The 23,412-nt window shown below is 57.9% G+C and carries 26 protein-coding genes; 8 read left to right on the forward strand and 18 right to left on the reverse strand.

The annotated features are described in order from the left end of the window. Positions 1–8: 8 nt before the first annotated feature. Both pdhA and ACQK2Q_RS07305 read right to left on the reverse strand, forming a co-directional pair. Positions 9–998: a pyruvate dehydrogenase (acetyl-transferring) E1 component subunit alpha gene (pdhA, locus tag ACQK2Q_RS07300; RefSeq protein WP_425409086.1), complete on the reverse strand. Its 990-nt coding sequence runs from the start codon at positions 996–998 to the stop codon at positions 9–11. 90 nt (positions 999–1,088) lie between these two features. After that, complete coding sequence (locus ACQK2Q_RS07305; RefSeq protein WP_425409087.1) at positions 1,089–1,436, reverse strand: FtsB family cell division protein; 348 nt, start codon at positions 1,434–1,436, stop codon at positions 1,089–1,091. A 157-nt stretch (positions 1,437–1,593) separates the two neighbouring features. On the opposite strand from ACQK2Q_RS07305, the gene ACQK2Q_RS07310 reads away from it, so the two are divergent. After that, the gene (locus ACQK2Q_RS07310) at positions 1,594–2,418 is read left to right on the forward strand and encodes an alpha/beta hydrolase family protein (RefSeq protein WP_425409088.1); all 825 of its coding nucleotides are present in this window, start codon (positions 1,594–1,596) and stop codon (positions 2,416–2,418) included. Positions 2,419–2,441: 23 nt separating this feature from the next. Here the strand turns inward: ACQK2Q_RS07310 and ACQK2Q_RS07315 are convergent, their stop codons facing one another. From ACQK2Q_RS07315 to rpmF, 4 genes are all read right to left on the reverse strand, one after another. Beyond that, on the reverse strand, positions 2,442–2,909 hold the full coding sequence (locus ACQK2Q_RS07315; protein WP_425409089.1) for a GNAT family N-acetyltransferase: 468 nt from the start codon (positions 2,907–2,909) through the stop codon (positions 2,442–2,444). 3 nt (positions 2,910–2,912) lie between these two features. Further along, the gene (gene eno / locus ACQK2Q_RS07320; RefSeq protein WP_425409090.1) at positions 2,913–4,187 is read right to left on the reverse strand and encodes a phosphopyruvate hydratase; all 1,275 of its coding nucleotides are present in this window, start codon (positions 4,185–4,187) and stop codon (positions 2,913–2,915) included. A 72-nt stretch (positions 4,188–4,259) separates the two neighbouring features. Beyond that, a complete protein-coding gene (locus tag ACQK2Q_RS07325; protein WP_425409091.1) occupies positions 4,260–5,168 on the reverse strand; it encodes a hypothetical protein in 909 nt (302 codons plus the stop codon). A 108-nt stretch (positions 5,169–5,276) separates the two neighbouring features. Beyond that, positions 5,277–5,459, reverse strand: coding sequence for a 50S ribosomal protein L32 (gene rpmF / locus ACQK2Q_RS07330; protein WP_425409092.1), 183 nt, complete (start codon positions 5,457–5,459; stop codon positions 5,277–5,279). A 220-nt stretch (positions 5,460–5,679) separates the two neighbouring features. Between rpmF and ACQK2Q_RS07335 the strand changes: the two genes are divergently transcribed. Further along, complete coding sequence (locus ACQK2Q_RS07335; RefSeq protein WP_425409093.1) at positions 5,680–6,117, forward strand: hypothetical protein; 438 nt, start codon at positions 5,680–5,682, stop codon at positions 6,115–6,117. 20 nt (positions 6,118–6,137) lie between these two features. On the opposite strand, the gene ACQK2Q_RS07340 is transcribed toward ACQK2Q_RS07335, so the two are convergent. From ACQK2Q_RS07340 to ACQK2Q_RS07370, 7 genes are all read right to left on the reverse strand, one after another. Beyond that, the gene (locus ACQK2Q_RS07340) at positions 6,138–6,422 is read right to left on the reverse strand and encodes a sel1 repeat family protein (protein WP_425409094.1); all 285 of its coding nucleotides are present in this window, start codon (positions 6,420–6,422) and stop codon (positions 6,138–6,140) included. 223 nt (positions 6,423–6,645) lie between these two features. Next, positions 6,646–7,065: a hypothetical protein gene (locus ACQK2Q_RS07345; protein WP_425409095.1), complete on the reverse strand. Its 420-nt coding sequence runs from the start codon at positions 7,063–7,065 to the stop codon at positions 6,646–6,648. 32 nt (positions 7,066–7,097) lie between these two features. Beyond that, the gene (locus ACQK2Q_RS07350; RefSeq protein WP_425409096.1) at positions 7,098–7,505 is read right to left on the reverse strand and encodes a DUF6491 family protein; all 408 of its coding nucleotides are present in this window, start codon (positions 7,503–7,505) and stop codon (positions 7,098–7,100) included. Positions 7,506–7,624: 119 nt separating this feature from the next. After that, complete coding sequence (cysK, locus tag ACQK2Q_RS07355) at positions 7,625–8,662, reverse strand: cysteine synthase A (RefSeq protein WP_425409097.1); 1,038 nt, start codon at positions 8,660–8,662, stop codon at positions 7,625–7,627. 320 nt (positions 8,663–8,982) lie between these two features. Then, a complete protein-coding gene (locus tag ACQK2Q_RS07360) occupies positions 8,983–9,285 on the reverse strand; it encodes a hypothetical protein (RefSeq protein WP_425409098.1) in 303 nt (100 codons plus the stop codon). Between the two features lie 130 nt (positions 9,286–9,415). Beyond that, positions 9,416–10,924 (reverse strand): Asp-tRNA(Asn)/Glu-tRNA(Gln) amidotransferase subunit GatB, encoded by a 1,509-nt coding sequence (gatB, locus tag ACQK2Q_RS07365; protein WP_425409099.1) that lies wholly within the window; start codon positions 10,922–10,924, stop codon positions 9,416–9,418. Positions 10,925–11,150: 226 nt separating this feature from the next. Beyond that, a complete protein-coding gene (locus tag ACQK2Q_RS07370; RefSeq protein WP_425409100.1) occupies positions 11,151–11,855 on the reverse strand; it encodes an alpha/beta fold hydrolase in 705 nt (234 codons plus the stop codon). A 213-nt stretch (positions 11,856–12,068) separates the two neighbouring features. Between ACQK2Q_RS07370 and ACQK2Q_RS07375 the strand changes: the two genes are divergently transcribed. Beyond that, entirely contained in the window at positions 12,069–12,974 is a 906-nt protein-coding gene (locus ACQK2Q_RS07375) for a fatty acid desaturase family protein (RefSeq protein ID WP_425409101.1), read from the forward strand. Here ACQK2Q_RS07375 and gatA read toward each other — a convergent pair. The 4 genes from gatA to ACQK2Q_RS07395 form a co-directional block, all read right to left on the reverse strand. After that, the gene (gene gatA, locus ACQK2Q_RS07380) at positions 12,943–14,433 is read right to left on the reverse strand and encodes an Asp-tRNA(Asn)/Glu-tRNA(Gln) amidotransferase subunit GatA (RefSeq protein WP_425409102.1); all 1,491 of its coding nucleotides are present in this window, start codon (positions 14,431–14,433) and stop codon (positions 12,943–12,945) included. The genes ACQK2Q_RS07375 and gatA overlap by 32 nt on opposite strands. After that, a complete protein-coding gene (locus ACQK2Q_RS07385; RefSeq protein ID WP_425409103.1) occupies positions 14,434–14,901 on the reverse strand; it encodes a hypothetical protein in 468 nt (155 codons plus the stop codon). A 33-nt stretch (positions 14,902–14,934) separates the two neighbouring features. Further along, positions 14,935–15,234 carry an Asp-tRNA(Asn)/Glu-tRNA(Gln) amidotransferase subunit GatC gene (gatC, locus tag ACQK2Q_RS07390; protein ID WP_425409104.1) on the reverse strand — a complete coding sequence of 100 codons (300 nt, stop codon included), beginning with the start codon at positions 15,232–15,234 and terminating at the stop codon, positions 14,935–14,937. Between the two features lie 61 nt (positions 15,235–15,295). Then, positions 15,296–16,669 (reverse strand): hypothetical protein, encoded by a 1,374-nt coding sequence (locus ACQK2Q_RS07395; protein WP_425409105.1) that lies wholly within the window; start codon positions 16,667–16,669, stop codon positions 15,296–15,298. 36 nt (positions 16,670–16,705) lie between these two features. On the opposite strand from ACQK2Q_RS07395, the gene ruvX reads away from it, so the two are divergent. From ruvX to plsY, 3 genes are read left to right on the forward strand one after another with little or no spacing between them, the layout of a single operon-like run. Next, on the forward strand, positions 16,706–17,173 hold the full coding sequence (ruvX, locus tag ACQK2Q_RS07400) for a Holliday junction resolvase RuvX (protein WP_425409106.1): 468 nt from the start codon (positions 16,706–16,708) through the stop codon (positions 17,171–17,173). After that, positions 17,170–17,526: a hypothetical protein gene (locus tag ACQK2Q_RS07405; protein WP_425409107.1), complete on the forward strand. Its 357-nt coding sequence runs from the start codon at positions 17,170–17,172 to the stop codon at positions 17,524–17,526. The genes ruvX and ACQK2Q_RS07405 overlap by 4 nt, the downstream gene beginning before the upstream one ends. 60 nt (positions 17,527–17,586) lie before the next feature. After that, positions 17,587–18,177: a glycerol-3-phosphate 1-O-acyltransferase PlsY gene (gene plsY, locus ACQK2Q_RS07410; RefSeq protein WP_425409108.1), complete on the forward strand. Its 591-nt coding sequence runs from the start codon at positions 17,587–17,589 to the stop codon at positions 18,175–18,177. A gap of 4 nt (positions 18,178–18,181) precedes the next feature. On the opposite strand, the gene ACQK2Q_RS07415 is transcribed toward plsY, so the two are convergent. Further along, positions 18,182–19,201: a hypothetical protein gene (locus tag ACQK2Q_RS07415; protein ID WP_425409109.1), complete on the reverse strand. Its 1,020-nt coding sequence runs from the start codon at positions 19,199–19,201 to the stop codon at positions 18,182–18,184. 154 nt (positions 19,202–19,355) lie between these two features. On the opposite strand from ACQK2Q_RS07415, the gene dprA reads away from it, so the two are divergent. Together dprA and topA are read left to right on the forward strand one after the other, a co-directional pair. Continuing rightward, complete coding sequence (gene dprA, locus ACQK2Q_RS07420; RefSeq protein WP_425409110.1) at positions 19,356–20,462, forward strand: DNA-processing protein DprA; 1,107 nt, start codon at positions 19,356–19,358, stop codon at positions 20,460–20,462. A 197-nt stretch (positions 20,463–20,659) separates the two neighbouring features. Next, a complete protein-coding gene (topA, locus tag ACQK2Q_RS07425; protein ID WP_425409111.1) occupies positions 20,660–23,332 on the forward strand; it encodes a type I DNA topoisomerase in 2,673 nt (890 codons plus the stop codon). The last annotated feature ends 80 nt before the right edge of the window (positions 23,333–23,412 follow it).

Raw genomic sequence — 23,412 nt, forward strand, 5'->3', positions numbered from 1 at the left:
GTGACGCGTCAGGCGTAGATATCGGTGAAAAGCTCTTTCGGATCGGGCTCGGGGCTCTCCGTTGCAAACTCCGCCGCTTCCTTGACGATGGCTTTGACGTCCTTGTCGATGTCTTTCAGCGCCGCTTCATCGGCGTAATCATTGTCGAAAATCCGCGCCTCACATCGTTTGACCGGGTCGTTATGCTCGCGCATCTCATCGACTTCCTCGCGCGTGCGGTATTTCGCCGGGTCGGACATTGAATGTCCGCGATAGCGATAGGTTTTCATTTCAAGAATATAGGGCCCCTCGCCTGTGCGCGCATGCTCCACCGCCTGACGGCCCGCTTCGCGCACCGCCAGCACGTCCATGCCGTCGACTTCCATGCCCGGAATGCCGAACGCCGCGCCGCGGCGATAAAGATGCGTGTCCGAATGCGAGCGCTTGACGCTAGTGCCCATAGCGTACTGATTGTTTTCGATGATGAAGACCACAGGCAGTTTCCAGAGCTGCGCCATGTTCATGGCTTCGAAGACCTGCCCCTGATTGGAAGCGCCGTCACCGAAATAGGTCAGGCTGATATTGTCATTTTCACGGTAGCGATTGGCGAAACCGAGACCCACGCCGAGCGGGATCTGGGCGCCGACAATCCCGTGTCCGCCATAGAATTCCTTTTCCTTGGAAAACATGTGCATGGAGCCGCCCTTGCCCTTCGAATACCCGCCTTCGCGCCCGGTCAGCTCGGCCATGACGCCCTTCGGGTCCATGCCGCAGGCCAGCATATGGCCGTGATCGCGATAGCCGGTGATGGTCTGATCGCCTTCTTTTTTCACCGCCTCCATGCCGACCACGACGGCTTCCTGGCCGATATAGAGGTGGCAGAAGCCGCCAATATGGCCCATGCCGTAAAGCTGGCCGGCGCGCTCCTCGAAGCGGCGGATCAGCAGCATGTCGCGGTAATATTGAAGCAGCTCTTCTTTGGTCGCAGTCAGGTTGGATTTTGAGGCGTCAGCGGCCATTATTCATCTCCGGATGGTTCCCGCCCATTCCATACGCGGCGAAGCATCCGGCGACAAGTTCAAGTTATTTCAAGGAACTGGCCCGCCGCTCTAATACGGCGGCTCATCCAGCAGCCGGTCAAGCTCGCGACGGGGAATGACAACGTCTCCCTCACGCGAATAGCCAAGCACATTGCGGATGCGTTCATCCAGCAGGTCCGGGTCCAGCGATTTCGAATTCAGCAAATTTGCGCGTTTTTCCAGCGCCTTACGGCGATCACTTAAAGCGTCGAGCCGTTTCGTTTCCGTCTCCGCCTTGCTTTGCAGCCCGGAAAGCGTCCGGTAGCCTGTATCGCTCACCACAGCGCTGTAAGTGAGGATTGCCGTCAAACACATAACGAGCGCCGGAAACGCGATGTCGAATAAAAAGCGGATACGCAACATGGGAAAACTTTTCATCTAGCTGTTGCGTTTCAAAAGAATCAATCTTGGTTAATGATTCGTAAACAGACGCGAAATTTATAAATCCAGCGCCAGCGCCTGAATAATCGACGTTGCTTGTCACACGCAGCGCGTTACCGTGACTGCGCCGCTTTCAATGAGGGTCTGTGATTTCATGAAACAATTCGCAATCATATTGTCCGTATTTTTTTCAGCCTCTCCTGCACTGGCGCAGCCAACCGCCGGTCCCGGCGATGTCGTTCCAATTGGTGAAGATTTTGCTGGGATGGCGCCGCAATCGCATGCTTTCGAGGCGTCAGACGGCGAAACGCTCATGATGGACGTCTACGCGCCGGAAGGTGAAGGACCTTATCCGGCTGTGGTCTTCGTTAGCGGCGGCGCGGATACGCGCGAATGGGCGTGGTTTCAACAATACGGAAAGCTTTCCGCCGAACGCGGCGTGATCGCGCTTGTGCCGACCAAGCGATTTAAACCGACCGCCGAAGAAATCGCGCTCGGAACGCAGGATACGCGCGACGCATTGAAATTTGCGCGTACGCTTGATCTGGAAATATCCGGCGTGTGCCTTTGGGTGTTTTCCGCAGGCGGATCGACGATGAGCGCGCTAGCAGGAGAAACCGCTCCAGCCGATTGCGCCGTTGCGTACTATCCGGTTCTGGACCGCACCGGCTCAGCCGAAGCCCTGAGCGATGTAGAACGAGACGCCTGGCTCGCTGTCAACTCGCCCGTCCATACTTTCGCACAAGAAAACGAAGTCCTGACAGCGCCGATTTTGATTGTCCGGGCGGGTAAGGATTCTGAAGGCCTCAATGAATCAATTCGCGCTTTCACCGAACTGGCCCTGACGCGCAATATGCCGCTGACCTTGGTCAACCTGCCTGATGCTGTTCACGGGTTTGACGGTTTCGATCTCACGCCATGGTCGGCTGATATGATTGAGACGAGCTTTGATTTCGTAAAAAAGCACGCAAGCGACTGATCGCGACTATCCGCAAGCTGCTGTCAGTCTTTTAAATCCAGCGCCAGCGCCTGATCGCATCGCCGTTCGAGCGCTGCTGTCTCTGATGGACGAAATCCGGATTTCTCATAGAGGTCTACGGCTTCTTCCAACACGCGCGCGGTCTGCAATTCGATGCGCGCAAAACCAAGCGCCCTGGCTTTTTCAATGGCGTGTTTCAAGAGCCGTTTGCCCAGTCCGCGTCCGCGAAAAGTGGATTTCAGATACATCTTGCGCAGTTCGCACTTACCGTCTCCTAACGGGAGCAGCGCAACCGTGCCGGCGATATCCCCGCCGGGCGCAAGCAGCACATCGAAAGCGCCGCCTTCATAGAACGCTTCGATATCGTAGAGATCCTTGTCCGTAGTTTTCGGCGCAGGCTCTATATCGTATTCGTCGAGCACGGCGAAAATGAGCGCGCGCACTGCTGTGCAATCTTCATTTGTCGCTGAACGGATTGCGAATTCGCTCACGGGTTAAAACGGAAACCCCGCACGCCCGGCGTAACGCGCCATATCGCCCAGTTCTTCTTCGATGCGAAGTAGTTGATTGTATTTCGCAAGCCGGTCGGATCGTGCAAGCGAGCCGGTTTTGATCTGCCCGCAATTGGTCGCGACGGCGAGATCTGCGATGGTCGCGTCTTCCGTTTCACCGGAACGGTGAGACATCACCGCCGTATATCGCGCGCGGTGCGCCATATCGACCGCGGCCAGCGTTTCGGTAAGGGTGCCGATCTGGTTGACTTTCACGAGGATGGAATTGGCGCAGCCCTTTTCAATACCCTGACGCAAACGCTTTTCATTGGTGACAAACAGATCGTCGCCAACAAGCTGGCATTTCTCGCCGATCTCTTCTGTGACCGCGCGCCAGCCGTCCCAGTCATCTTCAGCCATGCCGTCCTCGATGGAAACGATCGGATAGCGCGCGACCAGATCGGCGAGATATTTCGCCATGCCGTCGCCGTCCAGTGATTTGCCCTCACCCGCCAGTTCGTATTTGCCCTTTTTATAAAACTCCGTAGACGCCGCATCGAGGGCGATGAAAACGTCTTCCGCGGGCCGGTACCCCGCCGCCTCAATCGCCTTCATGATGAACCCGAGCGCATCGTCGGTGGATTTCAGATTTGGCGCAAATCCGCCCTCATCGCCGACATTCGTATTGTGTCCGGCGTCTTTCAGCCCTTTTTTGAGCGTATGGAAGACTTCTACGCCCATGCGCAGGGCGTCGGAAAACGTGTCCGCGCCAAGCGGCATGATCATAAATTCCTGAATGTCGATAGGATTGTCGGCGTGCTCGCCGCCATTGATGATATTCATCATCGGCGCCGGCAGAACGCGCGCTGAAACGCCGCCAACATATCGGTACAGCGGCAGCGCCGAGGCTTCGGCGCCAGCTTTCGCCGCCGCCAGCGAAACCCCGAGAATCGCGTTCGCGCCGAGCCGGTTCTTGTTATCCGTCCCGTCAAGTTCAATCATGGTTTGATCGATCAGCGTCTGTTCTTCCGCATCGAAACCGCTGAGCGCGTCGAAAATTTCGCCATTCACCGCATCCACGGCCTGCCGCACGCCCTTGCCGCCGAAACGCTCGCCGCCGTCGCGCAATTCATGCGCTTCATGGGCGCCGGTCGACGCCCCGGACGGAACCGCCGCGCGCCCCATCGCGCCGTCTTCCAGCGTTACATCGACTTCAACAGTCGGATTGCCCCGGCTGTCGAGGATTTCCCGGGCGAAAATGTCCACAATGGCGGTCATGAAAAAAGGCTCCGTAAATTGTACGGAGCCTCTATACATCGCCGCCCGCTATAGGCAACGCGAGGGGCGGCGTTAATCGTCATTTTTCGGTTCGCTTGTGAATTCAGGCTCGCGGCTACCGGCGTCCCGCCGCTGATTGCGCCGCGCCGGCGGCGCTGTTCTTTTTCGCGGCGCTGGCGCTGCTTGACTCGGCGCAGGCTCGGGCGTCGCCGAAGGCGCGGTTCGCACGGGCGGCACCGTGCGGTTTTGCACGGGCGGCGCGGCGCGGCGGCGTTCAGTTTCCGACCCCGAATTGTTATTATTGCGCCTGCGCGGCTCGCTCCGTCGCCCCGGAACCGTTGATTGCGGATTATTGCCGTCGACAAGATTGCCGCCGCGACGGCGGGGATTGCCGATGTCTTCATTCAATCTGTCGCGGCTGCGCCCGGCGCCGTCATTGCCGCGCCGACGCGGCCTTTCTACGCCGTCATTATCACCGCCTCGCCGCCGGCCCGAACCGTCACGGTCACGGCGGCGCGGATTATTGACGCCGTCATTGTTGTAGCCGCGTCTGCGATCGCCCCGCCGTCCCCGCCACGGACGGTCGCTATAGCGATAGCCCGGATGCGCGCGGCGATAGCTGGGATAGCGGTCGAAATAGGTGAAATCGAAATAATAGCCTTGGCGCGGCGCCCACCGGCCGTACCGCCCGTACCATGGGCCGCTGCTATACCCGGACGTGACATAGGTCGACGAATACCCGTAGTCGTAATCCGCCTGTGCAAAACAGCGGTCGACCTCGGCTTCGCAGTCGGCGTGACATGCGCCGTAATCCAGCGCATTCGTCGCAAACTGTTCGCAATATTGATAACAGGCGCCCGCCTCATTGTCGCAAGCGGCAAACGCGGTCTGATACGGATACGTTACACAGCCCGAAAGCAGCAAAAACCCGATCGCGCCGCCCAAAGCGCCCGCAAGCGCCCAGAATCTTTTGATCCCCATGACATCCTCTCCGGCCCCACAGCCGTGAGAAATGATAGTCGCGTTGGCGCCCAAAAAGCAAACGCCGCCTCTAAGGGCGGCGTGAACACGAGAAGACAGGGACGATCGCTAGTCGTCTTTGGGTTCGATAACCTGGCGGCCGCGATATTTGCCGGTTTTCAGATCGATATGATGCGGACGGCGCAATTCGCCCGAATCCTTGTCTTCGATATAGCACTCGCCCTGCAGCCGGTCATGACTGCGGCGCATCCCGCGCTTGGCGCCAGTGACTTTCCTCTTTGGAACAGCCATTTCAAAACCTCTATTCATCGGGGCCGGACAGCGTGGAACCGCCCGGCAAACAACTGAAGCCCGGTCGTCTAGGGCAGGATCGCGGCTATTGCAAGCCCGGAACAGGGGTTTGCGCCGATTTTCGTTTGTTTAGGCGATCCTCGCATTTGCATCAATCCGGTTTAACGGCTGGCAACGCCCATCGCCTATGCTAGTTTCCCTGTTCGTGGAGGGGTCCGGTATGTTTATCCAGGTTATGGCGTCCGCATTTGCAGCGCTGATAAGCGCCGGTGACGGCGATGCGCCGGCGCGCGAAATCACGCCCAACACAACGCCGAGGCTTGTCTCCGTGAACGCGCCCGATCAACTCATGGACGCCATCGCGGCGGAATTTTATGAAAACCGGCTGCGTCTTTCCCAATCGCGGCGGATCGAGGCGGCGACCGCGGACCATTATCTTTCGCTCACCGTAGCAGAGCGGTCCCGGTTTCGCGCTTATCGAAGAGATCTTTGGGATCGCATGAGCGCCGAAGAAAAAGCGGCCTTACGCGGCGCCAAGCAGCCGCGCTATTTCAATCTGCTGGAATCGCAAAAACGCATTTTCCGCCATATCGCCGCGCAAGAGCTCGGCGCAGGCCCTCCGCCGGGTGACGCGACAGACGCACACGGCGAAATCTGAAAGAAAAGAGAATGCCGGCTTCAGGCCTGCGGACGGGGCCGGTGCACGGCGAGATATTCGCGCGCCATGCGCTGCGCTTCCGCCACTTCTTCCGAGCTCATTTCATTGGCAAGCTCGGCGCGGTATGCGCGCGCTTCCATGTTGCCCTGCATCGCCGCGAGGTTGAACCATTTATGCGCCGTGATGAGATCGAATTCTCCCGTCTCGCCGCCCGTGGAAGCCTCAAGCCCCAGCCTGTACATTTCAGAATCACTCAACAGCGGTTCTACGGCGTCGAGTGAAGTCACGCCCATGGCAATCGTCATTTAACAGCCCCTTGTCATGTCCCCGCCGCACCCACGCGAACGGATTAACCATGACAAGAATGAAAGGCTCTAGCCTAAAATCCGGTTAATCGGGCGTTAGTAAAACTTTCAGGTTTTGCAAAGGTTTTGTTAACCCGACTATTTACTCAGTATACTGTTTTACGCATGAAAAAGGCGCGCTGCCTGAAACAGCGCGCCGTAACGAAATTTCTCAAGTCGAAAATTACTGCGAGACAGGCGTCTCAATTTTCGATAACTTTTCGAACTCACCCAGACCGCAACTTCCAAAACTAATACCGGAATTGTCGACCACCTGAATAATATCGCCCCTGCACATCTGGGCCTGTGTAGATTTGCGGACATAACGCTGTTCGCGCTCAAGGCCGATACAGCGCCCGTTCAATTCGTTGAGATAAAGATCGCCGCCTCTTGCCTCGACGAGCAGGGTAAAGTCGTCAACGGCGTCGGTATCGTCTACGCGGCGCAGCGAAAGACAACTGACCGTTTCGCCGGTGCGCTCATATTGCGACAACATCTCTTTCGCCCGGTCGCTTTCGCGTTCCAGAAAGAAAGCGCCGGCGCTTGTAGTTGCGAGAGCGGCGGCGATACCGGCGCAGGATAGTTTTGTAATCAAAGTCTTCATTTCAAATTCTCCTTGTAGACCGTCAGACGGCGCTATTGCGTCTCGACTTTTTCCAGTCTTTCGTAACTGCCAAGGCCGCACGATCCGCCCGGAATACCCGACGTGTTATCGACGACGTTGATGATTTCATTTCGGCATAACTGACCGCCGCTGACGGTATATTGAATACGGTTGCCCGGCCGCGCCGCGCCAAAACAACTTCCTGAAACTCTATTCAGGTAATAGTCGCCGACATTCGCCTCGACCAGGAAATGCCGTTCATCCAGCGGCGTAATCGACCGAATTCTGCTGAGGCTCAGGCAAGTTTCAGTTTCCCCGGTGGCGGTAAATTTGGAAAGCCGTTCAGCCACCCGTTCAGACATTTCATAATTGTCGGTCCCGGCGCTCGCACACCCCGCCGCAAGAAGGAAAGATCCGGCAATCGCAATAGTATTTTTCATAATCCGTTCCTCCGCGCCCCTGCCCGGTCGAAATCTTGGTCATTATAAATGACATCGTTAAAATCAACACTGGGAGGGACGCGCTTTCAGGATCACGCGTTATCAATTTTTTGCGAGAATTAAAGCTGGTAACCCGGCGTGGATTTCGAAATGCCAGCTTCTTCCGCGTTCATATCGGCTTCAATGTCCGCAAATAGCGGCGTTGAGAGATAGCGCTCGCCCGTATCGGGCAGCATCGCCAGAATGGTCGCGCCCTTGGGCGCTGATTTCGCGACTTCCATGGCGCCGGCGAAGGTGGAACCGCCGGAAATCCCGGTAAAAACGCCTTCACGCTGGGCCAGCGCAATTGCCCATTTCATGCCGTCCGCCGGGGACGTCTTGACGATCTGATGTATGACGTCCGCCTCGACGGCCTCGGATGTGATTTTGGGAATGAAATCCGGGCTCCATCCTTGAATGGGATGGGGCGTCCAGGCCGGATGCGACGCTGAAGGACTGCCATCGGCATGGCGTTCCTGCGGCGCGCCGCTGGAAAGCATCGCCGCATCCGGCGGCTCGCAAACGACAATCTTCGTGTCCGGACTTTCTTTTTTCAAAACACGGCTCACGCCTGTCAGCGTTCCGCCTGTGCCAAAACCGGTAACCCAGTAGTCCAGCTTTTCGCCCTTGAAAGCGTCCATGATCTCACGGCCGGTCGTGCGCTCATGCATGTCCGGATTGGCGTCGTTTTCAAATTGCCGGGTCAGGAACCAGCCGTTCTTTTCGGCAAGCTCTTTTGCTTTTTGCACCATGCCGGTGCCCTTTTGCGCGGCGGGCGTTAAAATGACTTTTGCGCCGAGGAAGCGCATCAGCTTGCGCCGCTCTACCGAAAAACTTTCCGCCATTGTTACGACCAGCGGATAGCCTTTCGCAGCGCAAACCATGGCGAGACCGATGCCGGTATTGCCGCTGGTCGCCTCCACCACGGTCTGTCCCGGTTTCAAATCGCCTGACTTCTCCGCAGCTTCGATAACGCCGAGCGCCAGACGGTCTTTCACCGAGCTCAGCGGATTGAAATACTCGCATTTGACATAAAGCTTGACGCCTTCAGGCGCGAGCCTGTTGATGCGGACAACCGGCGTATTGCCGACCGTGCCAAGAATATTTTCATGTTTCATGGGTTTCTCCTTTGGTGCGATCGTGTCTTTAGTCTCCCGCGCGGTAAAGACAGTGACCCGCAACACAACTTGGCGCAGGGTATAGTCGGCGGAAACGCCGTTCGTCCAGCGCCGTCGGCGCCTGCTTAGCCGAAGGACGGGCCTTGCCGCCATGCAGGCTCAATAGCCAAGGCAATCGCGTCTGGAAACGGAAATTATTCGCAGCGCACGCATATCCGGCTGCGGACAGGCCCCGCGCTTTTGCGCATTATAGGTTTGCGCGCGCCGCAACCAGCGCACTCATAATTTAAAAAGGGCTAAAAACCTCAGGCTCATCGCGCCTAGCGGTTGCGAAAAAGGCGCACCGTAAAATAGCCGGCGGCAATCAGCGCCAGTACGGAAGCGGGGTTGTTTCTGGCCGTTTTCACAGCAGTTTCCGCCGCCGCCTCAACACCTTCCGCGCCGTCATGCAGGGCGCGCGCGCCGGTTCGCCCGGCGGACCGCCCGAGACTCGCCAACTCGCGGCGAAGATGGCGAATTTCGTCATGCAGATCATCGATCTGGAAATCGAAATCGCCAGCCTTGTTGCTGACTTTGCGGCTTTCCTCGGCAAGGCTCTGGGCTAGTTTTTCAAAAAAACTCATGACGGACAATCCTTTGTGTTCGCACGCCGCTTGCACGGCATGTGACTAAGGGAACCCAATCGCGTCGCGCTGGTTCCCCGCAAAGGCGAAAACCGCCGAAAATTGGAAGAAAAATCGAAAATACGGGGTCTTACGCCAGACCCAGTTTTTTCCTGAGAATTTCGTTCACCGCCTGCGGGTTCGCCTTGCCGCCGGATGCTTTCATCACCTGCCCGACAAACCAGCCCATGGTCTTCGGCTTTTCCTTGACCTGTTCGACCTGTTTCGGATTGGCGGCGATAATCTCGTCGACGATTTTTTCGATCGCGCCGGTGTCGGTCACCTGTTTCAGACCGCGTTTTTCAACGATGTCAGCAGGCGCGCCGGTTTCCTCACCGTCGAAAATCAGTGCAAAGACGTCTTTTGCGATTTTTCCGGATATGGTGCCGTCCTTGATCAGGCCTATCAGCTCGCCCAGCTGCGCTGCAGAAACCGGCGTTGCAGCGATTGATTTATCAGCCTTGTTGAGCGCGCCGAAAAGGTCGCCCGTCACCCAATTGGCCGCGAGCTTGCCGTCGCCGCATTTGCCGGTGACTTCCTCGAAATAGGCGGCGCTGGCCTTGTCGGCGGCGAGCACGGACGCGTCATATGACGACAAACCGTAATCGTTCATGAAACGGTGTTTTTTAGCGTCCGGCAGTTCCGGCAGGCTCGCCCTGATTTCCTCCACCCAGGCTTCATCGAATTCCAGCGGTAAAAGATCCGGATCCGGAAAATAACGATAATCATGCGCGTCTTCTTTTGAGCGCATGGTGCGGGTCGTTCCAGATTTCACATCGAACAGCCGCGTTTCCTGATCGATTTCGCCGCCGTCTTCCAGCACTTCAATCTGACGCCGCGCTTCGTAATCGATAACCTGTTTCACATAACGCAGGGAGTTGACGTTCTTGGTTTCCGTCCGGGTGCCCAGATATTTGAAGTCGCCGCTCTCGCGGAACTTGGCATAGTTTCCGGCGCGGCAGACCGAGACGTTCACGTCAGCGCGCATGGAGCCTTCCTCCATATTGCCGTCGCAGGTGCCGAGATATCGAACGATGGAGCGCAGCTTGGAGAAATACGCCGCCCCCTCTTCCGCCGTGCGCATGTCGGGTTTGGAGACAATCTCCATCAGCGCCACGCCGGAGCGGTTCAAATCGACATAGGACTCTTTGGGCGCCAGATCGTGGATCGATTTGCCGGCGTCCTGTTCCAAATGCAGGCGCTCAATGCCGACCATGACCGTTTCGCCGCCCTCAAGCTCCACTTCGATCTCGCCTTCGCCGACGATGGGGTCTTTATACTGTGAAATCTGATAGCCCTGCGGCAGGTCGGGATAGAAATAATTCTTCCGGTCGAAACGCGACCAGGTGTTGATCTTTGCGTTAAGGCCCAAGCCCGTTCGGATCGCCTGTTCCACGCAAAATTTATTGATGACGGGCAGCATGCCAGGCATGGCGGCGTCGACCAGCGAGACGTTTTCGTTGGGCCCCGCGCCATATTCCGCCGACGCGCCGGAAAACAGCTTCGATTTTGAGGAAACCTGGGCGTGCACCTCCAGCCCGATCACGACCTCCCAGTCGCCCGTCGATCCTTGCAGCAGTTTTGTCCTGGTCTCGCTCATCGCCTTGCCCTGTTACGATTTACCGTCTCGCGTTCAGGCGGTTTTGCCCGCAGTTTTGAAGACTTGCAACCGTGTGAAATGAACCGGCGCTTCTCCTCCCCCGCTAGCGGGGGAGGTGTCGAGCCCGGATTTAATCCGGGCGAGACGGAGGGGGTTCAGCTTAAATTGACCCCCATCTCCCGCTTCGCGGGTACTTCCCCCGCTAGCGGGGGAAGAAAGTGCAAGTTCAAACCAGGCCCGCCTCCGCCCTTTCGATAACCCGCTCCACCGCCCGATGCAGCCGCCTGGGGTATTGCAGCTCAAGATAATGCGTGCCGCCGGGAATAATTTCCAGATTGGCGACCCCTTCAGGCAGCGCGTTTATCAAGGTTTCCGCATTGGAGCGCGGCACCAGCGCATCGAAATCGCCATGAAGCACTTCCACCGGCGCTCTCATCTCTTTCAAACGGTCCAGCAGCGGCCCGATCTGTTCACGCCGGCCGGCGACTTCCGCCCGCACACGCTGCCAGCGGTTCGGCACGAACGGCTCTACGCCGCTCTCGCCGCCGAGCTGTTCCAGCTTCAGGGCGTAATCGTGCGGCTCGTCGATCAGCGCGGCGACGGTGACGACGCCATTCACCGCGTCCGGAAAATCGAGCGCAGCTTTCAACGCCAGTTCGCCGCCATAGGAGACGCCGAGCGTCACCACTTTCTTGTCGCCGAATTCGCCCCCGGGAAGGAACGGCCTGATCGCCGCCACCTGCTCATCGAAGCTGGTGAAAACGTCCTGATGCCCTTTCCCGAATCCCGGCCGGGAGAGCACCACAACGTCGAGCCCGGCGGGCGCCGTGCGCAACAGCCGGGTGAACAAGAGTTTATTGCAGGGCGTGCCGGGAAAGACGATGAGCCGCCAGCCGCCCTCGCCCGGCAGATGAAAAGCGTCGGTTTCCACCGGCTGGCTCAGGGGCGCGGTGAAACTGATTTCGTGGAAAGGGCCAAAAGCGGACGTCGTTTTTCTCCTGCAACGTCTGACTGCGGCGTTATGCCGATGAAGTCGGCTGTTTTGCGTAAATTGTGCCTGTAGATTTCTATGATAATATCGCGCCTGTCGCGCAAGTGCCTAGCCGCGCGAAAACGCAACCGCCGGAAGCCATGATTGACCAGTATGACTGACCAGACTGTCAACACCTTGCGGGATCTGAAAATCCTCGCGCGCACTGAAACCAGGGGGTTTCAGTGGCCGACGCTCGCCTTTTCGTGCCTTGTGATCGGCATGACCGTGCTGGGTCTGTGGGCGGGTTTTTCCGGCGCGGTTCCCTTGTGGGCCGCAATGCTGTGGAACGCCTTCTGGATGTCGCAAGGATACACCGCGGCGCACGAATGCGCGCACCGGAACATCAACGGCAAGCATCGTAAATTAAGCTGGCTGAACGACGTGTTCGGCGTCGCCGGCTTTTCCTTCACCCTGCATTCCTACACCGTGCATTCGCATGTGCACCGACTGCACCACGCCCACACCAATGACCCTGACCGGGATACGGACGCCTGGGTCTCCGATGCGCCGAATCTCGCCTCGGCGATTTTCCGCTCGCTGATGTTCTATTTCTATACGAATTATTTTGTCTTCAAGATTTATCCGCTGGTGCGCGAAAAACGTAAATTCGTGATCCGTGCGGTTCTGGAGACAGCGATCCCCTATGCGATCCTGATCTGGCTGGCGACGATCGGATACTGGAAAGAAGTGCTGATGCTGTCTTTCATTCCGACCATCATCACCTTCGCGCTGGTCAGCTTTTTCATAGACTGGCTGCCGCATCATGTTGAGGACAAGACTGACGTGATGAAACAGACGCTGATCCAGAAGCCGTCGAAGTCGTTACGCGGGTGGCTGTTTTCGCGGGTTTACGGGTTTCACAACTATCACCTCATTCACCATCTCGCGCCGAGCATTCCGTGGTATGCCCAGGAGCGGACCTTCGCGAAGGCGGAAAATTTTCTGCGCGCGAACGGCGCACGGATCAAGGAGCCGGATGAAGCGCTCAGGCCCACCACTCTTGCGGCCGCCGGTTAGCGCCAGCCGCCTGCTCCAGCGCATACATCCCTTTAAACATGGTTTCCTCGTCGAAGGGACGCGCGAGAAGTTGCAGTCCTAATGGCAGTCCCTGCTTGTCATAACCGGCGGGCACAGACGCGCCCGGCAGCCCTGCGAGATTGCCTGTGACCGTGAAAACGTCGTTCAGATACATCTGCACGGGATCGGACGTTTTCTCGCCGAGACCAAACGCGGCCGACGGCGCCGACGGCGTTAGAATCAGATCGACCTTTGAAAACGCGTCGGTGAATTCGTCGAAGATTTTTTTCCGCACCTTTTGCGCGCGCAAATAATAGGCGTCGTAATAGCCGGCCGACAGAACATATGTGCCAATAAGAATGCGCCGCTTCACCTCGTCGCCGAAGCCTTCGGCGCGGGTGTTCTCATACATCGAAAGAATATCCTGATAGTCGCTCGCGCGGTGGCCGTATTTTACACCGTCATAGCGCGCGAGATTGGAAGACGCTTCCGCCGGCGCGACGATGTAATAGACGGGCAGCGCATATTTCGTCAGCGGCAGGGAGATATCGACGATCTCGCAGCCGGCGTCTTTCATCCACGCGATCCCTTGCGACCATAAGTTTTCGATTTCCTCCGGCATGCCGTCGATACGGTATTCCTTCGGAACGCCGATTTTGAGCCCCTTGATCGACTGACCCAGGGCCGCCTCATAATCCGGAACGGCGCGATCGATAGAGGTCGAGTCCTTGGGATCATGACCCGCCATGGACTTCAGCATCACCGCCGCGTCGCGCACGTCCTGCGCCATGGGTCCCGCCTGATCGAGCGACGAGGCGAAGGCGACGACGCCCCAGCGCGAGACGCGCCCGTATGTCGGTTTGACGCCGACCGTATTGGTGAGAGAGGCCGGCTGGCGGATCGATCCGCCGGTGTCGGTCGCTGTCGCGCCGGCGCACAGCCGCGCCGCAACGGAAGCCGACGAGCCGCCGGATGACCCGCCCGGCGTTAAAGGCGCATCGTCGCCTTCCCGGCGCCATGGGTTGATGACGTTGCCGTAATAACTCGTCTCGTTTGACGAGCCCATGGCGAACTCATCCATATTGAGCTTGCCGAGCATCACCGCGCCGTCGCGCCAGAGATTGGCGGTGACGGTCGATTCATAACGCGGCTGAAATCCGTCGAGAATGTGCGAGCCCGCCGTGGTCAACACGCCCTCGGTGCAGAAAAGATCCTTGACGCCGAGCGGCACGCCTTCCAGATCGCCGACATCAGAATTGTTTGGGCCTTTGGCGAGCCTCGCATCGGAGGCTTTCGCCATGTCGCGCGCCTTGTCGGCGGTGACGGTGACGAATGTGTTCAGCACCTTCGCTTTTTCGATGCGCGCAAGATAGGCGTCCGTCGCTTCGAGCGAGGAGACTTTTTTCGCTTTCAGCGCGTCACGAAGTTGCGCAAGGGTGAGATCGGCTGGGTTTGTCATTCAAAGAGGCCTTGTAATTCTGTCTAAGTTCACGCCATGTTCGATAAGCTTGTCCTTTGCGGCAGAAATCACTTCCGCAGAGAACTTCTCGCTATGTCGCAATACAATTGCTTCCCCTGTGTATTCGGGATGACCAGCGTCGATGAGGATTTGAAACCCATCAGTAGTTTTCGGATTCCTTGCCCAGTCTTCGATACATTTTAACGCGCCATCACGTTCATACTTTTGGCGAGTCCTTGCCAATAATATCGTCTTGCCATGTTCAATTCTTTTGAACTCTTCTGCGCACGCAACCGATTGCCAAAACTCTCGTTCTATTTCATCATCGAATCCGCGACCGGCAAGATCGGCAATTCGAAGCTGGCATTGCAACACAAGATCATCTCTACCGAGCCTCAAAGCATTCTGAATAATGCCGCGTAACTTGGCAGGATCATCGAATTCCTTTGGATTTGGATCTTTCGTCACTAAACTCACCTCAATCAGGGCCGAGACCAAACATCACTCCACCACCTTCGGCACGACGAAAAAATGATCTTCCGTCTTCGGCGCATTGGCGACGACGTTTTCCGGCTGGCCGCCGCCGGTGGGGCCGTCCTGCTGGTTATCCTCGCGCATGGGAAGCTGCACATCGACGGTGGAGGCCATAGCTTCGACGCCCTCCACATCAACCTCGTTCAACTGCTCGATCCAGCCGAGGATGCCTGAAAGCTCCTGCGCCAGCGGCTCAAGACGCTCTTCGGGTTCGGCGATCCGCGCGAGGCGCGCCACCTTGCGCACCGTATCCTTGTCAATCGACATGAAAGCCCCATGAAATTCTGACCGCGCTTGGCCTATCAACGCCGCCTCTCATGCGCAAGCCTCAAAGCGACGCGGCCGGCCTGCGCTGACCCGCCGCCGTCCGGGCCGCGGTCATTAACTTTTCGATCTCCTCGCCCGGCTGCGCCAGCGGCGTATCGGCGAAATAACGCACGGCCTGCGCGAATTCCGCATCGCCCGTGCGCTCCTCGATCAGGTCGTAAACCATCGTCTCGGTATATCCGCCGGCGCGTTCGGCCTTTTCGATCAGCGCGCGCCAGAAATCGACAACGCGCGCGCCTTCGGCAAGCGCGACAGCATCAGCGATTACATGTCCACAGACGTAAAGCGCGCGAAAGTCCTGACGCGCGGCGGCGCCGTTCAGCGATCCCGTCTCAAGTTCGCTGGCGCATTCGGAGCGCGCGCGTTGCGCATTTCGCTCAAAGGCCGCGCCATTCCAGTCGCCGAGGGCGACGCGCGCTTCAGCGGTGATCGCATCGGCGGCGCCTTCATGAATCCATTCCGGCGTTTCATCCGAAGCGGGCCGCGCCGCCGCCTGCCACAGATGCGTAGCTTCATGAATGGTCGAGTGGATGAAAACCTCGCGCGCCTTGGCGTTCGGACGGCTCCACGCGCCGCCGCGCAGCATGATCTGGAATTGCGACGGCAGGGCGTCGCCGGCGTAGCTCAGCCTTCCCGCATCGCCTTCCACATTCGCGGAGAGGAACAGGTTAGGCTTGGTTTCCGGCGTGAAACCGAAAAGCTGCGACAACGCCGAAAAAGCGCGCGGCACAAGCGTGTTGAATTCTTCAGCGATCCATTGCGGCGCGCCGGGATCAACCAGCGCCATCACGTCCTGCGTTTCAACCGGCGCCAGCGGTCCCATATAAACAAATGCAGGATGGTCTTCCGGGCTGCGCCAGTTTTCAATGCGCATGGCGCGATCGCCGAACGCCACGACCTGCCCGGCGGGCGCTGGCGTGAAATCGAACACAGCGTTTACGCGGCCGCCCGATTTTATCATTGGCCAGAAATGGCCGGTATAAAGCAGCGCGCCCCGCTCGCCATATTTCACCAGCGGCTGATACTCCTTATCAAGACGGATATTGTCCGGACGCGCGATAATCTCCACACGACGGAACCGTCCGCCGCCGGCGCGCCGGATATAGTCGGCGCCGCCCTCGCTGAAAATCTCAAATCCGTCCGGAACAATGGTCCACTGGCGTTTCCGATAGCCCTCGGCCACGGTCTGGAAAATCATCCGCCGCTGCGCCCGGCGCCACTCATACACAACGCGTAAATTCGCCTCGCCTGAATGGCGAATGTCGATCCGCAGATCCGGGGGCGCATCCCCCTGGGTCAACGGCGAAGCAAAGACCATGAACGCCGCAAGCGCGAACAGGCCGATCGACAATATGCGAATCACAGGACGATCCAATACGTTACCCTTGACCTTTCATGGTAGTATTGAGCCATGGCGGAGACTTTCGAACAACAGGCGGCGGCCTTCGGCGCGACTGGCGCGCTTTTCGGCCTCGATATAGGCGAGAAAACCATCGGCGTCGCCGTCTGCGACCCCGCGCGGATGGTCGCAACGCCGGTGGACACCATCCGGCGCAAGAAATTCACCCCGGACGCCGAGAAGCTGAAAGACCTTGCACAGGCGCGCAATATTGTGGGCCTCGTCATCGGGCTGCCGCGCAACATGGACGGGTCAGAAGGCCCGAGCGCCCAGCGCGCACGCGCCTTCGCCCGCAATCTGCCCCGTATTCTGGACCTGCCCGCGGCCTTCTGGGATGAACGCCTCTCCACCGCGGCGATGGAGCGGGAGTTGATCGCGCTCGACACCAGCCGGGCCAGGCGCGCGGAAAAGATCGACGAAGCCGCCGCGACGTTTATATTGCAGGGCGCCATCGACAGACTGAGGGGACTGGCTACATGAAACCAATCGTATTGCGGCACCTGATCATCGGGCTTTTGATCGTCACCGGCGTTTTTCATCTGGCGGTCGCGCTCTTGAACATCGCGCCGGGACTTGGCCTGCCGCTTGCCGTTTATGGCGCCATATACACGGGGCTGAGTTTCTACGTCCGCCGAGACGTGCACAAGGGCGCCAAAGTCAACGGCCGCACGGCGATCATCGTCGCCATGCTGGCTTGCGCCAGCGGGCTCGTGCTCGGCGGCGCGGCCTACATAGAAAACGGCGGCCCCATGGCGCTGCCGATCATGTTCGCCATCGATATCGCCATCATCACCGCCGGCGCCATGTGGCTGATGAAAGTCCACGCCAAATAATCCGGTAAGACGCATTCAGCGCCCTATCCGGCCGGACGCAATAAAACATCGAGGTTCGCGATGGACATTCTACTCCCCCTCATCCTCGGCTATCTTCTGGGTTCGATCCCTTTCGGCCTTGTGATTACCAAGGCTGCGGGGCTCGGCGATATACGCGCCATCGGGTCCGGCAATATCGGCGCGACGAATGTTTTGCGCACAGGGCGTAAGGATCTCGCCGCCGCCACACTGCTGCTGGACGGCGGCAAAGGCGCGATTGCGGTGATCATCGCTTACCTTGCCGGTTGGCGGCCGGAAATCGCCGGCGCAGCGGCGTTTCTCGGCCACTGCTATCCGGTCTGGCTGAAATTTAACGGGGGCAAGGGCGTCGCGACATTTCTCGGCACGCTTTTCGCCCTGCATTTTCCCGCCGGATTGTTTGCCGCCGCCGCCTGGCTCGGCGCCGCTTTCACAATCAGATACTCATCTCTCGCGGCGCTCATCGCGGCTGCAGCGACGCCGTTCATCATGTACGCCATGGGAAAGCCCGCCTTCGCCATAGCCGCAATTTTCATGACAATATTGATTTTTATCCGTCACAGGACGAACATCGCGAGACTCATCTCCGGCGCGGAACCGAAGATCGGCGAAAAGAAAGAAGCCGTAACCTGATTGACTATCGCCGCGGCGCCTTGGCCACATAAATTTCCATATCGCCGTCGCGATCGGACGCATAGGCGATATGACGATTATCCGGCGACCAGGCGGGCGCGACATTGCGCGCGTTATTGTTTGTCAGCGGCGTTGTTCGTCTGCCTTCAAGCTCAATGACAAATAGATTTTCCCCAACGTTTCTTTCCGCCGCAAACACAATCCGGCTTGCATCGGCGGACCAGGCCTGCCAGTTTTTTGCACCGTTGAATGTTAGCCGGGATTTTTCTTCGCCGTCCGGTGTCGCCAGATATAAATCCGAACCGTTTTCAGTTTCGGAGAAATATGAAATCCATTTCCCGTCCGGCGACCATAATGGCGCAGTATGCAATCCCTTTTCATCCGTTAGCTGATGGGTTTCGGCAGTCACAACATCGGCCACGAAGATGTTCCATTCGCCGGTCTGGTTTGACATGAAAGCGACCTTGCGGCCGTCCGGCGACCAGCTCGGCGCGAACTCGTCCGCCGCATTATCTGTAATGCGAACTCGCTTGTCCCCGACAAGATCGACTACCCATAACTCCCAGTCTCCGTCCACATTTGAAACATATGCGACGCGCCGCCCATCCGGCGACGGGAATGCGCCGCTGTAGCCTTCAACGATCATGCTCGGCTTAGCGGCGCCGAACGACAACAGATACGAACCCGCCGGGTAACCCGGTGTGGTTTCACTGTTCAGATAAACAAGGCCCTTGTCGGTAGACAACCAATGCGGATGATCGCCCGCCGCGAGCGGCTTTTGTAATCCATTGTTTATGCTTGCGACGTAAACGCGCGGACCATCCTCAGCCGTTCTGTCAAAAACGACGTTTTGCGAATTCGGCGTCCAAGAGGGGTGAAAATCCTGAACAGCGTTATCGGTGAGTTTTGTTTCGCCGCCTGATAATGGCGATTGGTTCGCAAAGCCTGAATTCAATACAGAAAGAAATATTGCGCTGCTCGCCGCAGCGAATACCGCGAGGAGTTTATGCCTGCTTAAACTCATTTCCGCCGCTCCCTGCTTGTCGTTTACAGTACGGAATTCTTCGTGAAATGGAAAGATTTACGGATCGATTGACTGAATTTCCTTGTCGCGATCCTTCACACGTGCATGATCGGGCTATTATATGAACGCCCCTGCATATCCGAAAGGGCCCGCCTTGCAAGACCGACTCGACTGGTTGCAACTCATTCGCACACCGAATATCGGGCCTGTTACGTTTCACCGTTTAATCTCAAGGTACAAAATCGCCGCCGAGGCCCTGAAGGCCTTGCCGGAGCTTTCACGCAAGGCCGGAAGGCGAACGCAATTGAGAGCCGCCGACCGCGGCGCCTGCGAGCGGGAATTGCAGCTTGCTGAACGCCATGACGCCAAGCTGATCGCCGCCTGCGAAAAAGCATACCCGGCGGTTCTGAAAGCCGTTCCCGATCATCCGCCGCTGATTTACGTACGCGGCCACCCTTCGCTGTTCGAGAAACCGGCTGTCGCAATTATTGGCGCGCGCAACGCCTCCGGCGCCGGGCGCAAGATAGCCAGAATGCTCGCGGGCGATCTCGGCGCCGCCGGCTTTGTCGTCGCCTCAGGCCTCGCGCGCGGTATTGACGGCGCCGCCCATGACGCGGCGCTGGCGACCGGCACCATCGCCGTAGTTGCAGGGGGCGTCGACGTGATCTATCCGCCCGAACACGAGGAGATGACGGCCCGTATTGCCCGTGAAGGCGCAGTTATTTCCGAATGCGCCATGGGCGCGCAGCCCACCGCCCGCGACTTCCCGAAACGCAACCGTCTGATTTCCGGCCTTTCACGCGGCGTGGTCGTGGTTGAAGCGGCGGCGCGCTCAGGCACGCTGATCACCGCGAATTTCGCGCTGGAACAGGGACGCGAGGTGTTTGCGGTGCCGGGCTCGCCGCTTGATCCGCGTTGCAAAGGCGCCAATCGCCTGATTCGCGACGGCGCAACGCTGGTTGAGCGGGCTGAGGATATTATCGACGCGCTGTCAGCCCAGACGAGGGGCGTTTCAGACCACGACCGCGATCTTTTCAACTGGAGCGATGGCATGGGAGAGCCGGAACCCGACGCGGCGGCGCTGATGAGCTTGCGCCGGCAAATTCTGGAGCTCCTGTCATTTACGCCACTGCATCGCGACGAAATCCTGCGCGAAGCGGATGCGCCGCCGGGCCTTGTGGCCGATACGCTGCTCGACCTTGTTCTGTCTGGCGAGGCTGCGGAACACGAAGGCGGCCGGTTTTCCCTGTCCGCAACGTAAGACCCCAAAAGAAGATAGCGTGTTATCCCGCTGTATTTTAAAGCATTATACCGTCACATATTGAACCGGAATGAGGTTGCGCGGCCCGGCGGCCCCAGGCGGCGAGCGCATCGTGACAGTTGACATGCGCTATGCGCGCGCCCCATAGGGCCCGCCACGTTTAATTTACCTATGTCCCTGTTGAGGCCTTTCCGTTCATGCAAGTTGTCATCGTTGAATCGCCCTCAAAAGCGAAGACCATCAACAAATATCTGGGGTCCGGGTTCAAAGTCCTGGCGTCTTACGGCCATATCCGCGATCTGCCATCCAAGGACGGCTCCGTTGATCCGAACAACGATTTTGAAATGATCTGGGAGCTGGATTCCAGTTCGAAAAAACGGGTGAACGAGATTGCCGCAGCCGTGAAACAGGCGGACCGGCTGGTGCTCGCCACCGACCCCGACCGCGAAGGCGAAGCGATTTCCTGGCATCTTCTGGAAACGCTTTCCGACAAAAAGGCGCTGAAGGACGTGCGCATCGACCGCGTCGCGTTCAACGCCATCACCAAAAAGGCGGTGCAGGACGCCATGGCCCATCCGCGCCAGATCGATGACGATCTGGTGGAAGCGTATCTGGCGCGCCGCGCGCTGGATTACCTCGTGGGCTTTACACTGTCGCCGGTGCTCTGGCGAAAACTGCCCGGTTCGCGCTCCGCCGGCCGCGTGCAGTCGGTGGCCCTGCGCATTATTTGCGACCGGGAACTTGAAATTGAAACTTTCATTCCTCAGGAATACTGGAGTGTGAAAGCACAGGCGGTTTCAGGCGACTCAACGCCTTTCGAAGCGCGCCTGACATTACATGACGGCGAAAAAGTTCAAAAATTTACGCTTGGCGAAGAAGCCGCCGCCATGGCGGCGAAGAACGCCGTTGAAAGCGCGTCGTTTACAGTCGATTCCGTTGAAGCCAAGCCGGGACGGCGCAATCCGCCCCCGCCCTTTACGACTTCGACCTTGCAGCAGGAAGCCGCGCGCAAGCTCGGTTTCAACGCGCAGCGTACCATGCGCACGGCCCAGTCGCTTTATGAAGGCATCGATATTGGCGGCGAGACCACCGGCCTTATCACCTATATGCGGACCGACGGCGTCGATATGGCGCCGGAGGCGATCGCCGACGCGCGCGGCGCCGTCGGCTCGCAATTCGGCGACAAATATGTGCCGGATAGTCCGCGCGTTTATAAATCCAAGGCGAAGAACGCGCAGGAAGCGCACGAATGTATTCGCCCCACCTCTTTCACGCGCGCGCCTGAAAAAATTCGCGGACTAAATCAGGACGAGTTCAGGTTGTACGAACTGATCTGGAAACGCGCCATCGCCAGCCAGATGGAATCCGCGCGCCTGGAAAACACAACCATCGATCTTTTATCCTCTGACAAAAAAACCGGTTTGCGCGCCACCGGCTCCGTCATCCTGTTTGACGGGTTTCTCGCGCTTTATGAAGAGGGCCAGGATGATCCTGAAGCCGAAGACGGCGGCGGGGTCCTGCCGAAACTGTCGAAAGGCGCCGGTGCGGACATTTCGGATGTAAAAGCCGACCAGCATTTTACACAACCGCCGCCGCGGTATTCAGAAGCCAGCCTCGTCAAGCGCCTCGAAGAGCTTGGCATCGGACGCCCGTCCACCTACGCGTCGATTCTGACTGTGCTGCGCGATCGCGGCTATGTCACCATGGATCGCAACCGGTTCATCCCCGATTCCAAGGGCCGCATTGTCACCGCCTTCCTTGAAAATTATTTCAAAAAATATGTCGAATACGATTTCACAGCGGATCTTGAGGAAACGCTTGACGCAATTTCTGCGGGCGAAGCGGATTGGAAGACTTTTCTCAAAAACTTCTGGTCTGAGTTTCACGCCACTGTCGAAGATATTGGCGAGCTTCGCATTTCCGAAGTTCTTGATGCGCTGAATATATCGCTGGGACCGCTGATATTTCCGAAAAAGGAAGACGGCTCCGACCCGCGCGCCTGCCCCACCTGCGAAAGTGAAAACCGCGAGGGCGGCCAGCTTTCGCTGAAAACCGGCCGGTACGGCGCGTTTATCGGCTGTTCGAATTATCCGGACTGCAATTACACCCGCCAGCTTTCCGCGCTTGCCGACGGCGAAGACCCGGAAGCTTCTAGCGACAAGTTGCTCGGCGCCGACCCGGAAACCGGCATGGAAGTGTGGTTAAAAATTGGACGCTTTGGCCCCTACTTCCAGCTTGGCGAAGTCGAAAAGGGATCTAAAGAAAAACCAAAACGCGCCGGTCTGCCAAAGACATGGGACGTTAAAGACGTCAATCTCGAAAAAGCGCTGATGCTGCTTTCGCTTCCCCGCGAAGTCGGCGCGCACCCGGAAGACGGCGAACTCATCGAAGCCGGCCTCGGCCGCTATGGGCCTTTCGTAAAACACGGAAAAACCTACGCCAACCTTCAAAACATTGATGAGGTTTTTGAGGTCGGTCTCAACCGCGCCGTCACCCTGATCGAAGAAAAGAAAGCCAATCCCGGTCGCGGACGCCGTACGGCGAAGGCGTTGAAAGAGCTGGGAAACCATCCGGAAACAGGCGACCCGGTCAATGTCATGGACGGGCGTTACGGGCCTTACGTCAAGCACCAGAAAACCAACGCGACACTGCCGAACGGAACCGATCCTGAAACGATTACGCTTGAACGCGCGCTTGAACTGATTGTCGCGAAGGAAAAGAAAAAGCCGGCAAAAAAGAAGGCCGCGAAGAAGAAAACAGCGAAAAAGAAAGCCGCGAAGAAAAAAGCCCCTGCTAAAAAAACGGCAAAAAAAACCGCCGCCAAAAAGAAGACGGCAAAGAAAAAATCAACGAAAAAAAGAGCAACTTAACATATACAAACAGCCATATCCGGCGGCGATAATAGCGGAATTGCACTTTATTTATTATTCTTACGCCATGGGAACGTTTT

It is taken from the genome of Hyphococcus sp. (assembly GCF_965228385.1).
Taxonomy (GTDB): Bacteria; Pseudomonadota; Alphaproteobacteria; order Caulobacterales; family Parvularculaceae; genus Hyphococcus.